Below are 18,724 nucleotides of genomic sequence, written 5' to 3'. Positions count from 1 at the left end.
GAGCGTCCGTAACGGTGACCTACGTTGGTCGCTCGGGTGAACACCGTGTTTCCGTAGATGCCCGCCCACGAGCGAGGCCCGGGCCACCCTCATCGGGTGACCCGGGCCTCGCCGGGTGGAACTGGTGTGGCTGTGGACTAGAAGTCCATGCCGCCCATGCCGCCGGTCGGATCGCCAACGGGCGCTCCGGCCTTCTCCGGCTTGTCGGCGACAACGGCCTCGGTGGTGAGGAACAGAGCCGCGATCGAGGCTGCGTTCTGCAGCGCCGAGCGGGTGACCTTGACCGGGTCGTTGATGCCGGCTTCGAGCAGGTCGCCGTACTCGTTGGTCGCGGCGTTCAGGCCGTGACCGGCGGGCAGGTTGCGAACCTTCTCCGCGACGACGCCGGGCTCGAGGCCGGCGTTGAACGCGATCTGCTTGAGCGGGGCCTCGAGGGCGACGCGAACGATGTTCGCGCCGGTGGCCTCGTCGCCTTCGAGCTTCAGGTCGTCCAGCGCGGGGGCGGACTGCAGCAGGGCCACGCCACCACCGGCGACGATGCCCTCCTCGACGGCGGCCTTGGCGTTGCGCACGGCATCTTCGATGCGGTGCTTGCGCTCCTTGAGCTCGACCTCGGTCGCAGCGCCGGCCTTGATGACGGCGACGCCACCGGCCAGCTTGGCCAGGCGCTCCTGCAGCTTCTCGCGGTCGTAGTCCGAATCCGAGGACTCGATCTCGGCGCGGATCTGGTTGACGCGACCGGCGATGGCGTCGGCATCGCCTGCACCCTCGACGATGGTGGTCTCGTCCTTGCTGACGACGACCTTGCGGGCGCGGCCGAGCAGCTCGAGTCCGGCGGTCTCCAGGGAGAGGCCGACCTCTTCGCTGATGACCTCGCCACCGGTGAGGATGGCGATGTCGGCGAGCTGCGCCTTGCGACGGTCACCGAAGCCGGGGGCCTTGACGGCGACCGACTTGAAGGTGCCACGGATCTTGTTGACCACCAGGGTGGACAGGGCCTCGCCCTCGACGTCCTCGGCGATGATGACCAGCGGCTTGCCGGACTGGATGACCTTCTCCAGCAGCGGCAGCAGGTCCTTGACCGTGGAGATCTTGGAGCTCACGAGCAGGATGTAGGCGTCCTCGAGGACCGCTTCCTGACGCTCGGCGTCGGTCGCGAAGTACAGCGAGATGAAGCCCTTGTCGAAGCGCATGCCCTCGGTGAGCTCGAGCTGCAGGCCGAAGGTGTTGGACTCCTCGACCGTGATGACGCCTTCCTTGCCGACCTTGTCCATGGCCTCGGCGATGAGCTCACCGATGGACGGGTCGCCTGCCGAGATACCGGCGGTGGCAGCGATCTGCTCCTTGGTCTCGACCTCCTTGGCGGTGTCGAGCAGGCGGGCGGTGACGGCCTCGACGGCCTTCTCGATGCCGCGCTTGAGGCCGAGCGGGTTGGCGCCGGCCGCGACGTTGCGGAGGCCCTCACGAACGAGAGCCTGGGCGAGCACGGTGGCGGTGGTGGTTCCGTCGCCGGCGACGTCGTCGGTCTTCTTGGCGACCTCCTTGACCAGCTCGGCGCCGATCTTCTCGTAGGGGTCCTCGAGCTCGATCTCCTTGGCGATGGACACACCATCGTTGGTGATCGTGGGGGCGCCCCACTTCTTCTCCAGGACGACGTTGCGACCCTTGGGTCCCAGCGTCACCTTGACTGCGTCGGCGAGGCTGTTCAGGCCACGCTCGAGGCCGCGACGTGCCTCTTCGTCGAACGCGATGATCTTGGCCATTGCGAAGTGATCCTCCGGATTGGGGTGACACACCAGGCGACCGCTCGTCGGGTCGCCTCATGACGCATTTACGCCTACGGCCAGGCTCGGCGCCCGCGACGGACGACCAGGGGTGTCGATGGGATCCCGATCTCACCGTCCCGACCTGGCACTCGCATGACGCGAGTGCCAAGTGCCTTTTTAGCACTCAGGTGTGGCGAGTGCAAGGTCGGGACGGGTCGGTCAGCGCATCGCGCAGACGGCGCCGGTGTTCAGATTCACGGCGAAGGACAGCGGGCCGACACACTTGACGCCGGACGCCTCCGCGGTCGCTCCCGAGCCCCAGCCCGCCACCGAGATGGTGGTGTGGCCGTTCGAGGCGTTCGAGTGCGAGATGCCGCCGCCGATGGCGTACGCATGCGCGGCGCCCGCGTCGCGCGAGGAACTGAGCGCGACACCGAAGCCGGTCGCGACGCTGTTCGCGGATCCACCGTTGGCCACGCTCACCGCCGTCCCGCTGTCCATCGCGGTCGCCCCGGCGTTCCCGACGGTCGCGGTGGCGCCGCAGCTGGCGTCACCGACGACCCTGATGTCGTTCGCCGAGGGCGGGGAGACGCAGCCGACCTGCGCGGCGGAGGCGATGCCGGAGCCGGCGACCGCCATGCCTCCCGCGATCGCGATGCCGACCGCCAGACTCGCGCCCGCGCGGGTGATCGAAGGAATGAGGGCGTGGACGCGGGGCATGAGCTGAATCGACACGGAACTCCTCGAAAGCAGAACGAACGGATACCGACGCGACGGTACCGAAGACTTGCCCGACAACGACCGGATCGACATATCTCGATTCGGCACCGGTTTCCCGGGGCCTCGAGCCGGGTGGCGACGGCCGCGGCCCCGGCCGCCTCGATCACAACTCGGCGAGTAGCCCGGGGAGGTCCGCGACCGAGTCGAGCACATGCCCTGGAGCGGCCTCGGCCGCCTCGAGGACGGACTGGCGGAACTTGCCGGTACGGACCAGCACCCCGACGAATCCGGCGCGCTGCGCCGCCAGCACGTCGTTCTGGAGGTCGTCGCCGATCATCACCGTCCGCTCGGGCCTGCTCCCCATCAGCCCGGCGGCCGTCAGGAACCCGGTCGGAGAGGGCTTGCCGACAACGGTGATCCGCGCGTTGCCCGCCGCCTCCAGTCCCGGCAGGTAGGCCCCGGTGTCGATGCGGATGCCCTCCGCGGTGGCCCAGGTCAGTCCGCCCTGCATCGCGACCACCGGCACCCCGTCGAGCATCAGGTCCACCACCCGGCTCAGCGCGGCGTGATCGAACTCGGGCCCGGCCCCGCCGAGGACCACCACCTCCGGCCGGTCGGCGTCGAACTCGATGTCCGTCATGTCCCCGGCGATGTCGCCGTGGTTGATCAGCAGGCAGCGCTCCCCTGGATGCTCCGAGCGAAGGTGCTCGGCGGTGAGCGCGGCGGCCGTGACGATCTCGTCCGCATCCACCGCCATGCCGCAGTCACGCAGGGCCGCCGCGATCTCGGCCCGCGTCCTCGAGGTGGTGTTGGTGAGGAAGGCGCGCGCGATCCCGCGCTCGCGCACGGCGGCGAGTGCTTCCGCGGCGCCCGCGATCGGCTGCCAGGAGGTGACCAGCACCCCGTCGATGTCGAACAGCACACCCTCGACCGCGACCACGGTTCACGCCCCCGGCTTCTCCGCGACCACGAAGGTCCGGAGGAAGGGAAAGACGGTCCCGAACGGACCGCGCGGATACGCCTGCCGCAGCCGAGCCCCGTACTCCGCCTCGAAGTCCGCAGTCTCGGCGGCGGACAACCGATCGAGGACCGGCCGCAATCCGGTGCCGCGCACCCACTCCAGCACGGGATCGGGTCCCGGCAGCAGGTGCTGGTACTCGGTCCGCCAGGCCGCGACCCGCAGTCCCGCGCCCAGCAGCAACTCGAGGTACTCGGCCGGTTCGGCCACCGGGCCGTCGTGTCGCAGCACCCCACCGAGTCGGTCGCGCCACCGCGGCGACTCGGCGAGCTCGCGCATCAACCGGTGCGAGGGTGAGCCGAAGTTCGCGGGCACCTGGAAGGCGAGCCAGCCACCGGGGTCGAGTTCGGCCGCCCACCTCGCCAGCAACTCGCGGTGCGACGGCACCCACTGCAGCAGCGCGTTGCTCACCAGCACGTCGACCCCCGCGGCGGAGAAGTCCTCCGCGCCGCCCAGCGCGAACTCGACGCGTCCTTGGCGATGGGCGCCGATGGCCTCGGCGATCATCTCCGGCGACGAGTCGATGCCGAGCACCGTGGCGCCCGGCCACCGCTCGGCCAGCGTCGTGGTCAGCGTGCCCGGCCCACAGCCGAGGTCGACGACCCGGCGCGGGTCGACGGCGCCGACCTGACCGACCAGATCGAAGAACGGCCGGCGTCGCTCCGCCCCGAACAGCGAGTACTGCGCCGGATCCCACTGCACCGCACCCGCGGACCGCGGCGAGGTCCCTCGGTCCGGATCGGGTCGGCCGACGCTAATGGACGTGGTCCTGCCAGTCCGCTGGGACCCGGCCCGCCGGGCCCGGCACCGGCTGATCGACCGGGTGGTGCCGAGGCGGGGCCAACTCGGGTCCGTCGTACATCTGCTCGGTGTGGAAGTTCCAGAACCAGTCCTCGCCCGGCTCGAAGCTCTGGATGAACGGGTGCCCGGTCGCCGCCGCGTGCGCGGTCGCATGCTGCCCCGGCGAGGTGTCGCAGCACCCGACGTGCCCGCATTGGGCACATCGGCGCAGGTGCACCCACCAGCCCCCGCCAGCGTCGCAGTCGGCGCAGCCCGGCCCGCTCGGTGCGACGTCCGGATCGATCCCGGCAATCTCGGTCATCGTGATCCTCCCGTGCGTGCGACGGTTCGGTCCCTGGGGTCGAGTATGCCGCGAAGTCAGCGACGCGCGCGCCCCTTGGCGGCGAGCGCGTTGAGGACCGCCGCGGCCTGCTCGGCGCCGTCGACGGTGACGGTGAACCGCGAACCGTCACCGCGCGTGATGCGCAGCGCGGGCCCGGGCCGGACGATGAGCCCGGTGCCGTCGGGGCCCACCCGGTAGCCGAAACCACCGAACCGGTTCAGGATTCCGACAGCGGCGACGTCGGCCTCCGCGATCTCGTCCAGCGGGATGCGGGTCGGCCTGCCGGTGATCGGGGTCCGGGCCGACAGCCCGGTGGCGTCGACCGTGACCCGAACCGGCGCCAGCACCAGGGCCATCAGCGCGGCCGAGACCGCGGCGACCACCAACACCAGCACGATCGAGCTCGATCCGAACGCGACCAGCCCGAGCACCACCGCGACGGGGACCACGCCGACCACGGCGGCCAACCAGGGCGGCATCGCTGCCGACCCGGACCAGGCGACCTTCTCGCCGTCCGCAAGCGCGATGCGCGGCGCGTCCTCGCTGGGCGGCCGCTGCGCGGTGGCGGGTCCCGGCGTTGGCGACGCCGCGTACCCGATCGCGGCCGCGGCCAGGCCCGCCGCCGCGGGCAGCACCATCCACCAGCCGCTCAACGAGGCCTCGGCGGCATCCGACAGGCCGCGCTGCGGGGCGAGCAGCGCGACCGGGAGGGCCGCGACGAATGCCCCGGTGCCCGACCCCACCGCGGCGCCGACCCGAGCCGACCGCAGGTCCCGCCGGGTCAGCAGGAGCAGCAGCAGGCACAGGCCGAGCGCGAACGGGAGGCCGATCAGCGGCGACCACCGCGCGGCGCCCGGCGAGCCGAACCCGTCCGCCGCGCCACCCGGGCCGAAATGCACGGCCACCGGGTCCGGCAGCTCCGCGGACCACGCCCCGATCAGGGCAACCGCGCCCACCGCGGTGACCGCGGGCGGCAGCACGGTGGCGGCGATGGCCCGGAGCCAGCCGACCCTGGGGAATGAGTTCGAGGCGGTCATTGCATCTCCTTCGTGACGAGTGCGGTGAGTTCGGTGGCGCCCATGCCGATCCGACGGGCCTCCGCGACCAGGTCGCGGAGCGCCTCCTGCAGCCGGCCGCGGGTGGTCGCGTCGGCCGTGACCACCGCGCCGCGACCGCGCCGCAGTTCGATCAGGCCCTCGTCGCGCAGCAGCTGGTAGCCCCGCAGCACGGTGTGGACATTGAGATCGAGCGAGGCCGCCAGGTCGCGGGCAACCGGGAGTCGCTCGCCCGGTGCCGCCTCGCCGACGGCGATGGCCCTGCGCACGCTCGAGGCGACCTGTTCGTAAAGCGGTTCCGCCGCGGTCTGGTCGATTCGTATCAGCACACTTTGATTCTATTGTTCTAGTTCCAATAGAACAACTTGGTCAGGCGAGAGTGCACCTACGTGCGCGTTCCCCGGGAAGGGGCGACGGGAACTGCACGCTCGAGCCGAAGCAGTGGGTCAGAACCGACCGCGCTCGATGTCTTGGATCTCGCCGTCGGTCAGCAATCGCTCGAGCTGTTCACCCGGCCAGGACTTGGGACGACCCTTCATCCGGGCCGATTCGAGGATCGGGACGGCTTCGTGTCGCACATGCTGGAGAACGACTGGGATCTTCACGACGGATCACTCCGGTGTCTGCGTGGGTCAAGTACTGCGTGGATACCAATTTCATCGTCAATCATCCACCCGGCATTACAACGAAATCCACCCCTGAGGGGCACTCATTTGCACGCAGTGCCCCCGCAACGACCCGTGGAGCGGTTCGCCGGTGGCGATACCCTGGAAACAGCTCGTGCACCGGAAGATCCGGAGGTGGCCCGTGCGCGATCGATTTGCCGCGCTTGCCCTCGTGCTGCTCGTCGCCGGCTGCGCGACCGCCACCGACACAACCTCTCCCGAGACCACACCCGGGATCTCCGACGGGGCCACCTCCGCCGCACGCAGCGCGGTCGCGGCCGCCCCGCCCACCGTCGAGGTGACCGAGCTCCTGACCGGCCTGAACAAGCCATGGGATGTCGCGGTCGCGCCGGACGGCACCCTCCTCACCGGGCAGCGCGGCGGCGGATTCGTGGCTCGGCGGCCCGACGGCTCGGTCACCACGCCGGCCGCCGACCTGTCCGACCTCTACGTCTCCGGGGAGACCGGCCTGATGGGCATCGCGCTCGATCCCGGGTTCGCGAGCAACCGCCGGGTGTTCACCTGCCAGGGACACCGGAGCGACGGGCCGATCGACGTCCGACTGCTGTCCTGGACGGTGGACCCGGAGTGGACAGCACTGACGCGGACGGGCGTGGTGCTCTCCGGCCTGCCCAGCACGGGCGGGCGGCATGCCGGTTGCCGGATCCTCCCCGCACCCGACGGCACCCTGTTCGTCGGCACCGGCGACGCCACCATCCCCACGGCCCCGCAGGACCCGCACTCGCTGGGCGGCAAGGTGCTGCATATCGACACCGACGGGTCCCCCGCGGCCGGGAACCCCGATCCGGCCAGCCCCGTCTACACACTCGGCCACCGCAACGTGCAGGGGCTCAGCTTCCGCCCCGGCAGCGGGCAGCTGTACTCGGTGGAGCAGGGAACCCACCGCGACGACGAGGTGAACGCGCTTGTGCCCGCGGGCAACTACGGCTGGCGGCCCGACCTCGAACCCGGCCGGTACATCGAGGCCGTGCCGATGACCGACACCGACCGGGTCCCCGGCGCCCGCGAGGCGGTGTGGAGCTCGGGCACCCCCACCCTCGCCACAGCCAGCGGATCGTTTCTCCTCGGCCCCGACTGGGGCGAGTGGTCGGGCGCACTCGCCGTCGGGACGCAGCAGGGCGAGAAGGTCATGCTATTGGGTCTCACCCCGGACGGCCTCGGGGTCGAGCGGCAGGCCTCCCTGCTCGACGGTCGGTACGGCCGGATCCGCACGGTCAGCGGACAGCCCGACGGGACGCTGCTCGTCACCACCGACAACGGCGACGACGACGTCGTGCTCCGGCTGACTCCGCGCCCCTGACAAAAGAGCCGTGCCAAGATCGGGCCTTGACGAACGGCCGCGATCGGGCAAGATATCCGTAACGGTGCGTAGCACTAATCCCTCAGAACCGGAGAAGCCCAGTGACGAACACCCTCGAAGCGAGCATCGACATCGCCGCTCCCCCCGCCGCGGTGTGGGCCGTGGTCTCGGACCTCAAGCGGATGGGCGAGTGGAGCCCGCAGTGTCGGCGGATGCACGTCTTCGGCGAGGTCACCCACGGCACCAAGACGTTCAACCTGAACAAGAAGGGCCTGCTGGTCTGGCCGACCACCGCGAAGGTGGTCCGCTTCGAGCCGAACAAGGCGATCGCCTGGCGGGTCGTGGAGAACCACACCATCTGGACCTATGCGCTCGAGGCCACCGATACCGGCACCCGCCTCACCGAGCGTCGCGAGGCGCCGACCGGCACCACCAAGATCTCGTCGTTCCTCATCGACAAGATGATGGGCGGCACCGCTGACTTCGAGATCGACATGATCGCCGGCATGAACACCACCCTCGCCAAGATCAAGTCGACAGTGGAAGCGGCGGCCACCGCACGCGCCTGACCGTCAGCGCTCGTCCCCGAGCAGCGCCGCGACCGCTCGTTGGTCGCGGCGTTTCGCGTTCTCCAGTGCGGTCCGGCCGTCCGAGTCCTCGATCGCGGGGTCGGCGCCCGCCGCGAGCAGCTGCCCGATCACGTCGACATAGCGGGCCGATCCGTCGCCGTAGACGACCGCCTCCTGAAGCGCGGTCCAGCCCGGTTCATTGACGTGATTCACCGGCACGCCCGCCCCGATCAGCATCCGCACCGTCGAGACGTGCCCGTGCTCGGCCGCCGGGATCAGCGCGGTGCCGCCGAACCGGTTGGTTGCGGCCACATCCGCGCCGTGCGCCAGCGTCGACGCCAGGATCTCGTCGTACCCCTCGGCCCCGGCGTACAGGAACGCCGAGTCCTCCATCTCGTCCTTCGCGTTCACGTCGGCGCCCGCCGCCATGAGCACCCGGGCCGCGTCCACCGAGTTCGACTTCGCCGCGGCCACCAGCGGGGTCCGGCCGCCGGCCCCGCGGGCCTCCAACGCCGCGCCGCCCGCCAGCGCCGCGCGGACCGCGTCGGCATCATCGGCCCGGACCGCCGCGAACAACGACCGCTCGAGCTCCGGGGTCGAGGCGGGGACGGTCTCGGGCGACGGCGCGGGCGCGGGTTCCGACGCGGAGACCTGGGTGGTGGCAGGCGGGGCGCCGACCGCCTGCTCCTGGCCGCCGCAGGCGGCACCCGCGGCCACCGCTGCGGCCAGGACGACGACGGCCGATGCGCGCCTCAGGTTGGCGTTCACCGTTACCCCAGCGACCCGGCGATGGCCGCGAGACCGGCCGCGGCGCAGGCCTGATCGGCCATGCCGTCGGGGGCCCCGCCCACGCCGATGCCCGCGATGGACGCGTTGCCCGCCTTCACGGAGACGCCGCCCGGCAGGAACAGGGTGCCGTCCAGGTCCGCGACGGTGGCGCCGTCGCCCTTGGCGCGACCGGCCAGATCGCTGGTGTTGGCGCCGAAAGCCGCTGCCGTGTAGCCCTTCTGCCGGGCCGCCTCGACGGTGTGCTGGGCCGCGTTGTCGCCGCGCAGCATCGCCTGCACGTTGCCGTTGCGATCCACCACGGCCACGGTGACGAAGCCGAGCCCGTCGGCCTGGCACTTCGCGAGCGCGGCCTGCGCGGCCGCGCCTGCGGTCCCGACGGTCAACCGGTTCGCGGTCGCCGTGCCCTTCGCGGCCTGGTCGCCTGCGGCAGGCGCCGCGACCGCGGCGGTGGTGACCGGGGCGGCCGACGCCGCCTTCTCGTCGATCCCGCTACCGCAGGCGGCGGTGGCGAGGACCGCAGCCAGCGGGACGGTGACGGCGAGGGCCTTGGGCAGTCGGCGGGAGCGGTTCATCGTGGTTGGCCTTTCGGTGGCGAGGTGACCGACCGTGCGCGTGTCTCACCCCGATGGGGGGGGTACCGATCGCGCACAGTCGGGCTGACGGATTCCAGCCTCGCGGCCGGGTCCCCTCACCCGCATCGGGCCGATGTCTGCCTCCCGATCAGCCTTCCGGGGGCGCCGAGATCATCCGAATGGCCGATCCGGCGGCGGCGCCCGCTCCGTAGGATCGTGGCGATGTCCAGTCCCACCACTGCCCGCGGTGACCAGGTCCCGGCCGACCGGGACTCCCGCGGACCGCTCGACGTCGCGATCCACGTCTCGTTCTACGTGCTGCTGGCGACCTCGACCGCCCGATACCTGACCTATCACGGGGTCAGCGGCCGGTTCGTCATCGTCGCTGCCCTGATCGTCGCGCTGGCCGCGCTCTACGCCGTGACCGTGATCCTGTCCCGCCGGGCGAGCGCCTGGCAGCCCTGGGTGTGGCCGGTGCTCACGACCTGGGCGGTGCTGGTCTGGCTGGCGCCGAGCTTCGCGTGGTGCGCGTTCCCGATGTTCTTCCTCTGCACCCGCGCGTTCTCGAACAGGACGGCGTACCTGATCGTCGCGGGGCTCGCCGTGGTCACCAGCGTCGCCTTCTTCAACTTCAGCGGCCGCACCGAGTGGGCCGTGCTGATCGGCCCGATCTGCACAGGCGCCCTCGTGGTGATCGCGTACGGCCAGATCGAACGGGACAGCCGGGAACGGGTTCGTCTGCTCGAACAGGTCGCCGAGGCGAAGTCGCGGCTCGCCGAGACCGAGCGCGCGGCGGGCGTGCTGTCCGAGCGTGAACGGCTCGCCCGCGAGATCCACGACACCGTCACCCAGGGCCTGACCAGCAGCCTGCTGCACCTCGAGGCCGCGGACCTGGCCTGGGACCAGCCGCACTCACCCGCGCGGGAGGAGGTACGGACCGCGACCGCGTCGCTGCGCGAGAACCTCGCCGAGACCAGGAACCTGGTGCACTACCTGGCCTCCCCCAATCTCGAGACGCAGAGCCTGGACGCGGCCCTGCTCAGCGCCGCGCGCGGGCACTTCCCTGCCGCGCAGCTGCGGGTGATCGGGGCGCCGGCCGCGCTGCCTGCCGAGGTCGGCCACGCGCTGCTGCGGATCACCCAGAGCGCGGTGTCGAACGTGTCCAGGCACGCGGACGCGCAGACTCTGGGGGTGACCCTGACCTACCTGCCCGGCGCCGTCGCCCTCGATGTGTTCGACGACGGCCGCGGCTTCGAGGCCGACGCCGTCGGCGAGCATTCCCCGACCGGCGGGTTCGGGCTCCGCGCGATGCGGCAGCGGGTGCAGGCGCTCGGCGGCACGCTCACCGTCGAGAGCGCCCCCGGTGAGGGCACCGTCGTCGCCGCCCAGATCCCTTACGGAGGCGAGCGATGACCGCGACGACAGTGATGCTGGTCGACGACCACCTGGTGGTGCGGGCGGGGCTGAAGGCCCTGCTTGACTCGCAGCCCGACATCGAGGTGATCGGCGAGGCCGATTCCGGCGAGCAGGCCGTGGACATGGCCGTGGAGCTCGGCCCGCGGCTGGTGATGATGGACCTTGCGCTCGGCGCGGGCATCGACGGTGTCGAGGCGATCCGCCGGATCCGCGCCGCCTGCCCCACGCTGCCCGTGTTGGTGTTCACCACCTACGACACCGACGCCGACGTGGTCAGGGCCATCGACGCCGGCGCCATCGGCTACCTGCTCAAGGACTCGGCGCCGCAGGAGATCTTCGCCGCCATCCGTGGGGCGGTCGCGGGTCAGAGCGTGCTGTCGCCCCCGGTGGCATCGCGGTTGCTGCAGCAGATGCGACGCCCCGACGAGGCGCTCACCGCACGCGAGGCCGAACTGCTCACCCTGCTCGCCGAGGGCCTGACCAACAAGGAACTCGGCAAGCGGCTGTTCATCAGCGAGGCCACCGTCAAGACGCACCTCGCGCACATCTACGCCAAGCTCGGGGTGGACACCAGAGCAGCGGCGGTCTCGGTCGCGTTGCGCCGCGACGGGATTCGCTGACGGCCCGCTGTCGGTGGCCCGGCCTACGGTCGTGCTCCCACCCGACGGAAGGCAGACGATGAGCGAAGCGGACCCGATCATGACCGGCATCATGGCCGCGCAGGAACTGGCGAACGGCGGCGATCGGGCGGGCGCCCGAGAGGCGTTCGCGAGGTTGTGGGAACGGACCGGGCCCGACGGGGATCCGCTGCACGCCGTCACGATCGCCCACTACATGGCCGACGTGCAGGACGAGCCGGCGGACGAGCTCGACTGGGACCTGCGCGCGCTGGAGGCGGCGGACTCCCTCACCGACGAGCGCGCCCAGCGGCACCACTCGTCGCTGCAGGTGGCGGGCTTCTATCCGTCGCTGCACCTGAACCTCGCCGCCGACTACGCCAAGCTCGGCCAGGACGACCGGGCGCGGGCGCACCTCGAGCGCGCGGAGGCGTGCGTGTCCACGCTGTCGGACGACGGCTACGGCGCGACCGTCCGCGGCGGCATCGCCCGGCTGCGGGAACGGCTCTCGCAGGCCGGATGAGACAACCGGGGGCGGACCCGTTCACCCAGCTCAGCGGCGGCCGGGTCCCCCTTCCTGGCCCGTCTCGGCTAGCCTGTGGGTGCCCGAGCCCGGCCTCGAAGCCGTCCGGGCGCACGTTCTCGCCGGACAGCAAGACGAAACAGTAAGAGGAGCCCGTGGCCCGCCGCCCCATCCCGATTGGCACCCCGCAAACCACCGGTATCGCGCACGTCGCGGAACTGGTCCGCAACACGGTTCCGCCGCTGCATCCGGCGGGGATCCCCTTCGTCGTGGCGCCGCTGACGGTCGCGCTGCTCGGGCGCAACCGCAAGTGGGTCCGCCGCGCGGGCCTCGCAGCGGCGGGCGCCAGCGCCGCGTTCTTCCGCCACCCGCACCGGGTGCCGCCGAACCGCGCGAACGTCGTGGTCTCCCCCGCCGACGGCGAGGTCGCCCTCGTCGACACCGCCGTCCCGCCCGCCGAGCTGAACATGGGCGACGCCCCGGTCCCCCGGGTGAGCATCTTCCTGTCGGTGCTGGACGTGCACGTGCAGCGCAGCCCCGTCGCGGGCGAGGTGCTCGCCGTGGTCCACAAGCCCGGCAAGTTCCTCTCCGCGGACCTCGCCGAGGCCAGCGATGCCAACGAGCGCAACTCGATGTTGCTGCGCACCGAGGCCGGTCACGAGATCGCCGTCGTGCAGATCGCCGGACTGCTGGCCCGGCGCATCGTGTGCGATGCCAACGTCGGCGACCGGCTCCCGATCGGCGACACCTACGGCCTGATCCGATTCGGGTCCCGGGTGGACACCTACTTCCCTCAGGGCACCACCTTGATGGTGGAGCGGGGTCAGCGCGCCATCGGCGCCGAAACCGTCCTCGCCCAGCTCCCGTGAACACGCCGAAGCGCACCGTCGCCGCGGCGGTCACGGCCAGGAGAACGGCCGCGTCCGGGCTGTTCCTGCTGCCGAGCACCATCACGATCCTGGCGTTGTGCGGCGGCCTGTCCGCGGTCAAGTTCGCCCTCGACGGCAAGCTCGGCATCGCCCTCGCCATGATCGGTGCGGCCGCGGTGCTGGACTCGCTGGACGGCCGGATCGCGCGACTGCTCGACGCCACCAGCAAGATCGGTGCCGAGCTCGACTCGCTGTCCGACGCCATCTCGTTCGGCGTCGCCCCGGCCCTGGTGCTGTACGTGACGCTGCTCGACGCAGGCAGCGCCGGCTGGATCATCGCGCTGGTCTACGCGGTGAGCATCGTGCTGCGGCTGGCCCGCTTCAACACCCTGCTCGACGACGACTCGGCGCCCGCCTACGCGAGCGAGTTCTTCGTCGGTGTGCCCGCCCCTGCGGGCGCGCTGATCGCGCTGACCCCGCTCGCCGCCTTCGTGCAGTGGGGCGAGGGCTGGTGGTCGTCCTTCTACGTGGTCGCCATCTGGACCATCCTGTCCGCCGCGCTGATCGTCAGCCGGGTGCCCACCCTCGCGATGAAGACCTTCGCCGTGCCGAAGCGGATGGCCGCGGCGCTGCTGGTGGTCGTCGCACTGGTCGCGGCCGCCCTGGTCACCTACCCGTTCGTCCTGATGATCGTGCTGGTCTTCGCGTACCTCGTGCACATCCCGTTCGCCGTCCGCTCCAAGCGCTGGGTCGCCGCGCGCCCCGAGGTGTGGGACGTCAAACCGGCCGAGCGACGGGCGATCCGGCGGGCACCAACGGGCGACGGCGGCCGGGTCTCGGCCGCCCGTCTCGGACTGCGCCGCCCCCGGTAGCCCGGCCGCGTCGTCGGCGTCACCATCGCCGACGACGCACCCTTTTCGCCAGATCGCACAGCCGTTGTACACCCAACCGCTGTGCGATCTCGTCATTTCCGGTGCGAATCGGTCGGTACCGCGCGGAGTCCGGCAGACCCGGCCGCGCACTAGGCTGGTCCACGTGAACTCTCCGGAACTCGCGCTCACCGCCCGGTTGAACACCTCCGCCTCCGATGCCCGCCGCGGCGTGGTGCGGCTGCACCCCGAGGCGCTGGCCGCGCTGGGGCTGCGCGAGTGGGACGGCATCGCCGTGATCGGCGCCAGGCGCACCGCCGCCGTGGTCGCGCTGGCGCCCGCATCCACCCCGACGGGCACCGCGCTGTTCGACGACGTCACCCTCTCCAACGCCGGGCTCAAAGAGAATGCGCGCGTGGTGCTCTCACCCGTGACGGTGTACGGCGCCAGGTCCGTCACCGTCAACGGGTCGGCCCTCGCGGCTGCGTCGATCCCCGACACCACGCTGCGGCAGGCTCTGCTCGGCAAGGTGCTCACCGTCGGCGACACGGTCTCGCTGCTCCCCCGCGACCTCGGCCCCGGCACCAGCACCGCGGGCGCGACGCAATCGCTGGCGCGCACCTTCGGTGTCGCCTGGACCTCGGAATTGCTCACCGTGACGTCCGTCGACCCAACGGGACCGGTGAGCGTGCAACCCAATTCGGCGGTCAGCTGGGGCATCGGTGGCGCCGCACCTGGTGACGGCGCGGCGCCGTCCGTCAAGACGCCCGCCGCATTGGCCCCCGCAACAGCGCCCGCACCCGTGGCGGTGGCCGACCTGGTCGGCGTCGGTGCCCAGGCTGCCAAGCTCAGTGAGTGGCTGAAGCTGGCACTGGACGAGCCGGAGTTGCTGCACACGCTCGGGGCGTCGCCGCATCTCGGCGTGCTCATCACCGGGCCCGGCGGGGTGGGCAAGGCGACACTGGCGCGGGCGGTACTCGCCGAGCGCACCGTGGTCGCGCTGGACGGCCCCGGTATCGGCGCGCTCGATTCGGCCACCCGGCTGCAGCGGGTGTCGGACGCGGTGGCCCGCCTCATCGGCGCCGCGGCCGGGGAGCCGCACGAGCGCGGGGTGCTGCTCATCACCGACATCGACGCGCTGCTGCCCGCCGAGCCGGAACCGGTCTCCACGCTGATCCTCGACGAACTGCGGCGCGCGGTGGACACCCCGGGGTGCGCGTTCGTCGCGACCACCGCGCATCCCGATTCGCTCGACGACCGGGTCCGCGGCCAGGACCTGTGCGACCGCGAACTCACGGTGGCGCTGCCCGACGGCCGGCTGCGCAGGGCGCTGCTGGAGCTGATGCTGCGCAAGGTCCCCACCACCGACCTCAAGCTCGACGAGATCGCCGCGCGGGCACCGGGTTTCGTCGCATCCGACCTCGCCGCCCTGGTCCGGGAGGCGGCGCTGCGGGCCGCGGCGCGGGCCAGCAGCAGCGGGGAGGACCCGAACCTGCTGCAGGAGGACCTGGTCGGCGCCCTCGACGTGATCCGCCCGCTGTCGCGGTCGGGGACCGAGGAGTTGGCGATCGGCAGCGTCACCCTCGACGACGTCGGGGACATGGTCGAGACCAAGCAGGCCCTCACCGAGGCGGTGTTGTGGCCGCTGCAGCACCCGGATTCCTTTGCCCGCCTTGGAGTGGACCCGCCGCGCGGGGTGCTGCTGTACGGCCCGCCCGGATGCGGCAAGACCTTCGTGGTCCGTGCCCTCGCCAGCTCCGGCCAGCTCAGCGTGCACGCGGTCAAGGGCGCCGAGCTGATGGACAAGTGGGTGGGATCGTCGGAGAAGGCGGTCCGCGAGCTGTTCCAGCGGGCCCGCGACTCGGCGCCCTCGCTGATCTTCCTCGACGAGGTGGACGCGCTTGCCCCGCGCCGCGGACAGAGCTCCGACTCCGGCGTCACCGACCGGGTGGTGGCGTCGCTGCTGACCGAACTCGACGGGGTCGAACCGCTGCGCGACGTGGTGGTGCTCGCCGCGACCAACCGGCCGGACCTGATCGACCCGGCGCTGCTGCGCCCCGGCCGGATCGAGCGGCTGGTCTTCGTGCCGCCGCCGGACGCCGAGGCGCGCAAGCAGATTCTGCAGACCGCCGGGAAGTCGATACCGCTCCAGGCGGACGTCGACCTCGACGCGCTGGCCGAGGATCTCGACGGGTACTCGGCGGCGGACTGCGCGGCGCTGCTGCGGGAGGCGGCGCTGGCCGCCATGCGCCGCAGCGTGGACGCGGCGGACGTGACCGCGGCCGACGTCGCCGCGGCCAGGAAGGCGGTCCGCCCGTCCCTGGACCCCGAGCAGGTGGCGCACCTCGCGGCGTACGCCGAGAAACGCTGAGGCTACCGGCCGGGTCGCCACGGGACTAGCATCCGTGAGCATGCCGAGCCGCCACCCGTTCCGCCCGCTCGCTCGCGCCTGCACCACCCTGCTCGTGCTCGTCGGAGCCGTCGCGATCGCGGCTCCGCACGCCTCGGCCGCACCGCCGCAGGAGTCGGAGACCACCTGGCTGTGCAGGCCCGGCCAGACCGACGACCCGTGCGGCGGACGATCCGGCGCACCGATCGACTGCTTCTACGTGTATCCCACCGCGTCGCTGCAGCAGTCCGTGAACGCGAACCTCGACGCCTCACCCGAGCTGCGCACGGTCGCCCGCATGCAGGCGGAGCCGTTCGGTGAGAAGTGCAACGTGTGGGCTCCGGTGTACCGGCAGGTCACCCTGCGCGCGCTGTTCACCGGGACGGCCCAGGAGCGCAGCGCCGCGCTCGATCTCGCGTACGACGACGTCGAGCGCGCGTGGGCCGACTACCTGGCCCATCACAACAACGGCCGCGGGGTGGTGCTGATCGGCCATTCGCAGGGCACCCGGATGCTGCGGACGCTGATCCACAGTCGCATCGACGGGAAACCCGTCCAGTCACAGCTGGTCTCGGCACTGCTGCTCGGCGGTGACGTGCTCGTCCGCAAGGGCGCGACCCTCGGCGGCGACTTCGACTCGGTGCCCGCCTGCACCGACCCCGCCCAGACCGGGTGCGTCATCGCCTATTCGACGTTCTCGCGGACGCCGCCGCCCGACACCCGCTACGGCCTCTCGCCGCGCAACGCCGGGACGTCGGGCACCCGCGCGGATCTGCCGTTCGGGCCCGAATACGAGGTGCTGTGCACCAACCCGGCCTCGCTGCACGACAACGCCGATGCCCCGATCCGCGGCGCCCTCGCCGGCCGCGAGGTGGAGGCCTTCCGCGCCCGGTGCACCGGGGGCGACGGACCACACGTGCTGATGGTCGAGGGCCGAGGGGCCGCCCTGCTGCCCGCGCTCCCGACGGAGAACTGGGGTCTGCACCTGCTCGACGTGAACCTCGCGCAGCGGGACCTGGTCGAACTCGTCGGCGCCCAGAGCGCTGTCTACTTGCGCTGACGCGTTGCGCGTCGCGATGCACTCGCGGTGGTCCGCGTGGATACTCGAGTGACCGGCGAGCGACACCAACCATGTAGAGAGCGAATGGCACCCATGGAGAATCCGTCTCAGCTGATAGATGCGAGGATCGAGGAGCTCGGTGACTGGCGGGGCGAGATGCTCGCTCACATCCGAACTCTCATCAAGAAGGCAGACCCGGATGTGGTCGAGGAATGGAAGTGGCGAGGGGTTCCGGTCTGGTACCACGCCGGAATGATCTGCACCGGTGAGACATACAAGAAGTTCGTCAAGGTGACCTTCGCCAAGGGAGCCTCACTGGACGACCCGTCGGGCCTGTTCAACACCGGCCTCGACGGCAACACCAGGCGGGCCATCGACATCCATGAGGGCGACACGATCGACGACAAGGCGTTCATGGCGCTCATTCACGAGGCCGTGGCACTGAACACGGCCTAGGCCGGCAAACACCGGGCGGCGGGCAGGCACTCACGTGCCGGTCCGACGCCCGGTGTCGTTGACGGGATACCCCGCGGAGGAGACGTGCGCTAGATCCAGCGGGCGAGGAGCTGGTTGGCACGCACCGCCAGCGCGGCCTGCAGCAGCGGGCCGAAGCTGACCCGGCCGACCCCGAGGGAGGCGTAGCTCGCCTTCTCGCCGCGCACCGGATCGGCGATCGCGTTGACCGGCAACGGCAGCTCCGAGGTCAGCCGCTGGTACACCTCGTCGCTGTGGAATCCGACCGGGTACAGCGAGTCCGCGCCCGCCTCCGCGGCCAGCTTCAGCCGCGCGATCGCGCGCTCGACACGATCGGACTCGTCGCCGACCTGCTTGATGAACAGATCGGTGCGGGCGTTCACCACGATGTGCACCCCGGCGGCGTCCGCCGCCCGGCGCAGCCCACCGACGAAGTCCGCGTGCTCCTGCGCCTCGCGCAGCCTGCCACCCTCGCTGTGCACGGTGTCCTCGATGTTGAGCCCGACCGCGCCCACCTCGATCAGCCCGCCGATCAACCGCTCGGGGGTCTGCCCGTACCCGGATTCGATGTCGACCGAGACCGGAACGTCGACGGCGGCGGTGATCTGCGCGACGCGGGTCAGCAACTCCTCGAAGCTCATGCCCTCGTTGTCGGGCTTGCCGATCGAGTCCGCCACCGGGTGGCTGCCCACCGTCAGCGCCGCAAACCCGCCCTCTGCGGCCAGGTTTGCCGACCAGGCGTCCCACACCGTAGGCAGGATCACCGGATTGCCGGGCTGATGCAGCTGCAGCAGGGTGGTCGCCTTGTCGTTGATCGAAGTCATGCGCGCTCCTCGCGTCGTAGTCGGTCGTCACGATCCTGGCATGCGGGGACCACGATCGCCCGGTTGCCGCCGCGGCGGGGCGTGG

The 18,724-nt window shown here is 71.4% G+C and carries 21 protein-coding genes; 10 read left to right on the top strand and 11 right to left on the bottom strand.

Annotated features, from left to right (window positions below):
- Positions 1-137: 137 nt before the first annotated feature.
- The 8 genes from groL to FCG67_RS24905 form a co-directional block, all read right to left on the bottom strand.
- A complete protein-coding gene (groL, locus tag FCG67_RS07195; protein WP_077040567.1) occupies positions 138-1,763 on the bottom strand; it encodes a chaperonin GroEL in 1,626 nt (541 codons plus the stop codon).
- 222 nt (positions 1,764-1,985) lie between these two features.
- Entirely contained in the window at positions 1,986-2,486 is a 501-nt protein-coding gene (locus FCG67_RS07190; RefSeq protein WP_136909036.1) for a DUF6764 family protein, read from the bottom strand.
- Between the two features lie 163 nt (positions 2,487-2,649).
- Complete coding sequence (locus tag FCG67_RS07185) at positions 2,650-3,426, bottom strand: HAD-IIA family hydrolase (RefSeq protein ID WP_136908493.1); 777 nt, start codon at positions 3,424-3,426, stop codon at positions 2,650-2,652.
- A 3-nt stretch (positions 3,427-3,429) separates the two neighbouring features.
- Entirely contained in the window at positions 3,430-4,206 is a 777-nt protein-coding gene (locus FCG67_RS07180) for a methyltransferase domain-containing protein (RefSeq protein ID WP_211243139.1), read from the bottom strand.
- A gap of 52 nt (positions 4,207-4,258) precedes the next feature.
- Positions 4,259-4,606: a UBP-type zinc finger domain-containing protein gene (locus FCG67_RS25165; protein WP_136908489.1), complete on the bottom strand. Its 348-nt coding sequence runs from the start codon at positions 4,604-4,606 to the stop codon at positions 4,259-4,261.
- A gap of 56 nt (positions 4,607-4,662) precedes the next feature.
- Positions 4,663-5,664 carry a DUF1648 domain-containing protein gene (locus FCG67_RS07170; RefSeq protein ID WP_136908487.1) on the bottom strand — a complete coding sequence of 334 codons (1,002 nt, stop codon included), beginning with the start codon at positions 5,662-5,664 and terminating at the stop codon, positions 4,663-4,665.
- Positions 5,661-6,011: a GntR family transcriptional regulator gene (locus FCG67_RS07165; RefSeq protein WP_136908485.1), complete on the bottom strand. Its 351-nt coding sequence runs from the start codon at positions 6,009-6,011 to the stop codon at positions 5,661-5,663. Before FCG67_RS07165 ends, FCG67_RS07170 begins: the two co-directional genes overlap by 4 nt.
- 117 nt (positions 6,012-6,128) lie before the next feature.
- Positions 6,129-6,287, bottom strand: a complete 159-nt coding sequence (locus tag FCG67_RS24905; protein ID WP_169310456.1) for a hypothetical protein — start codon at positions 6,285-6,287, stop codon at positions 6,129-6,131.
- Positions 6,288-6,489: 202 nt separating this feature from the next.
- Here FCG67_RS24905 and FCG67_RS07160 point away from each other — a divergent pair, with 202 nt between their 5' ends.
- Together FCG67_RS07160 and FCG67_RS07155 are read left to right on the top strand one after the other, a co-directional pair.
- Positions 6,490-7,668 carry a PQQ-dependent sugar dehydrogenase gene (locus tag FCG67_RS07160; RefSeq protein ID WP_425467805.1) on the top strand — a complete coding sequence of 393 codons (1,179 nt, stop codon included), beginning with the start codon at positions 6,490-6,492 and terminating at the stop codon, positions 7,666-7,668.
- Positions 7,669-7,769: 101 nt separating this feature from the next.
- Positions 7,770-8,237, top strand: coding sequence for an SRPBCC family protein (locus tag FCG67_RS07155; protein ID WP_136908483.1), 468 nt, complete (start codon positions 7,770-7,772; stop codon positions 8,235-8,237).
- Positions 8,238-8,240: 3 nt separating this feature from the next.
- Here FCG67_RS07155 and FCG67_RS07150 read toward each other — a convergent pair whose 3' ends face one another.
- Positions 8,241-9,005 (bottom strand): ankyrin repeat domain-containing protein, encoded by a 765-nt coding sequence (locus tag FCG67_RS07150; RefSeq protein ID WP_246044914.1) that lies wholly within the window; start codon positions 9,003-9,005, stop codon positions 8,241-8,243.
- Between the two features lie 2 nt (positions 9,006-9,007).
- A complete protein-coding gene (locus FCG67_RS07145) occupies positions 9,008-9,598 on the bottom strand; it encodes a GlcG/HbpS family heme-binding protein (RefSeq protein WP_136908481.1) in 591 nt (196 codons plus the stop codon).
- A 222-nt stretch (positions 9,599-9,820) separates the two neighbouring features.
- On the opposite strand from FCG67_RS07145, the gene FCG67_RS07140 reads away from it, so the two are divergent.
- The 8 genes from FCG67_RS07140 to FCG67_RS07105 all read left to right on the top strand — a co-directional run bounded on the left by FCG67_RS07140 (position 9,821) and on the right by FCG67_RS07105 (position 17,797).
- The gene (locus FCG67_RS07140) at positions 9,821-11,011 is read left to right on the top strand and encodes a sensor histidine kinase (protein WP_136908479.1); all 1,191 of its coding nucleotides are present in this window, start codon (positions 9,821-9,823) and stop codon (positions 11,009-11,011) included.
- Positions 11,008-11,634: a response regulator gene (locus tag FCG67_RS07135; RefSeq protein ID WP_136908477.1), complete on the top strand. Its 627-nt coding sequence runs from the start codon at positions 11,008-11,010 to the stop codon at positions 11,632-11,634. The genes FCG67_RS07140 and FCG67_RS07135 overlap by 4 nt, the downstream gene beginning before the upstream one ends.
- A gap of 58 nt (positions 11,635-11,692) precedes the next feature.
- Complete coding sequence (locus FCG67_RS07130; protein WP_136908476.1) at positions 11,693-12,154, top strand: hypothetical protein; 462 nt, start codon at positions 11,693-11,695, stop codon at positions 12,152-12,154.
- 155 nt (positions 12,155-12,309) lie between these two features.
- Positions 12,310-13,023 (top strand): phosphatidylserine decarboxylase, encoded by a 714-nt coding sequence (locus FCG67_RS07125; RefSeq protein ID WP_136908474.1) that lies wholly within the window; start codon positions 12,310-12,312, stop codon positions 13,021-13,023.
- 59 nt (positions 13,024-13,082) lie between these two features.
- Positions 13,083-13,895 carry a CDP-alcohol phosphatidyltransferase family protein gene (locus FCG67_RS07120; RefSeq protein ID WP_097210335.1) on the top strand — a complete coding sequence of 271 codons (813 nt, stop codon included), beginning with the start codon at positions 13,083-13,085 and terminating at the stop codon, positions 13,893-13,895.
- Between the two features lie 163 nt (positions 13,896-14,058).
- Complete coding sequence (locus FCG67_RS07115) at positions 14,059-16,263, top strand: AAA family ATPase (RefSeq protein WP_136908472.1); 2,205 nt, start codon at positions 14,059-14,061, stop codon at positions 16,261-16,263.
- A gap of 40 nt (positions 16,264-16,303) precedes the next feature.
- Positions 16,304-17,341, top strand: coding sequence for a DUF3089 domain-containing protein (locus FCG67_RS07110; protein ID WP_136908470.1), 1,038 nt, complete (start codon positions 16,304-16,306; stop codon positions 17,339-17,341).
- 84 nt (positions 17,342-17,425) lie between these two features.
- The gene (locus tag FCG67_RS07105) at positions 17,426-17,797 is read left to right on the top strand and encodes a DUF1801 domain-containing protein (protein WP_136908468.1); all 372 of its coding nucleotides are present in this window, start codon (positions 17,426-17,428) and stop codon (positions 17,795-17,797) included.
- Positions 17,798-17,886: 89 nt separating this feature from the next.
- Here FCG67_RS07105 and FCG67_RS07100 read toward each other — a convergent pair whose 3' ends face one another.
- Positions 17,887-18,639, bottom strand: coding sequence for an isocitrate lyase/PEP mutase family protein (locus tag FCG67_RS07100; RefSeq protein WP_136908465.1), 753 nt, complete (start codon positions 18,637-18,639; stop codon positions 17,887-17,889).
- Between the last annotated feature and the right edge of the window lie 85 nt (positions 18,640-18,724).

It is taken from the genome of Rhodococcus oryzae (assembly GCF_005049235.1).
In the GTDB taxonomy this organism is placed as follows: domain Bacteria; phylum Actinomycetota; class Actinomycetes; order Mycobacteriales; family Mycobacteriaceae; genus Rhodococcus_G; species Rhodococcus_G oryzae.
Note: the sequence above shows the minus strand (reverse complement) of the source record. Positions and strands in the feature narration are given on the sequence as shown.

Excerpts from the sequence above, each read along its gene's own strand:
- groL (WP_077040567.1), bottom strand. The coding sequence starts at position 1,763 with ATGGCCAAGATCATCGCGTTCGACGAAGAGGCACGTCGCGGCCTCGAG.
- FCG67_RS07190 (WP_136909036.1), bottom strand. The coding sequence starts at position 2,486 with ATGCCCCGCGTCCACGCCCTCATTCCTTCGATCACCCGCGCGGGCGCG.
- FCG67_RS25165 (WP_136908489.1), bottom strand. The coding sequence starts at position 4,606 with ATGACCGAGATTGCCGGGATCGATCCGGACGTCGCACCGAGCGGGCCG.
- FCG67_RS07170 (WP_136908487.1), bottom strand. The coding sequence starts at position 5,664 with ATGACCGCCTCGAACTCATTCCCCAGGGTCGGCTGGCTCCGGGCCATC.
- FCG67_RS07145 (WP_136908481.1), bottom strand. The coding sequence starts at position 9,598 with ATGAACCGCTCCCGCCGACTGCCCAAGGCCCTCGCCGTCACCGTCCCG.
- FCG67_RS07140 (WP_136908479.1), top strand. The coding sequence starts at position 9,821 with ATGTCCAGTCCCACCACTGCCCGCGGTGACCAGGTCCCGGCCGACCGG.
- FCG67_RS07135 (WP_136908477.1), top strand. The coding sequence starts at position 11,008 with ATGACCGCGACGACAGTGATGCTGGTCGACGACCACCTGGTGGTGCGG.
- FCG67_RS07130 (WP_136908476.1), top strand. The coding sequence starts at position 11,693 with ATGAGCGAAGCGGACCCGATCATGACCGGCATCATGGCCGCGCAGGAA.
- FCG67_RS07110 (WP_136908470.1), top strand. The coding sequence starts at position 16,304 with ATGCCGAGCCGCCACCCGTTCCGCCCGCTCGCTCGCGCCTGCACCACC.
- FCG67_RS07105 (WP_136908468.1), top strand. The coding sequence starts at position 17,426 with ATGGCACCCATGGAGAATCCGTCTCAGCTGATAGATGCGAGGATCGAG.
- FCG67_RS07100 (WP_136908465.1), bottom strand. The coding sequence starts at position 18,639 with ATGACTTCGATCAACGACAAGGCGACCACCCTGCTGCAGCTGCATCAG.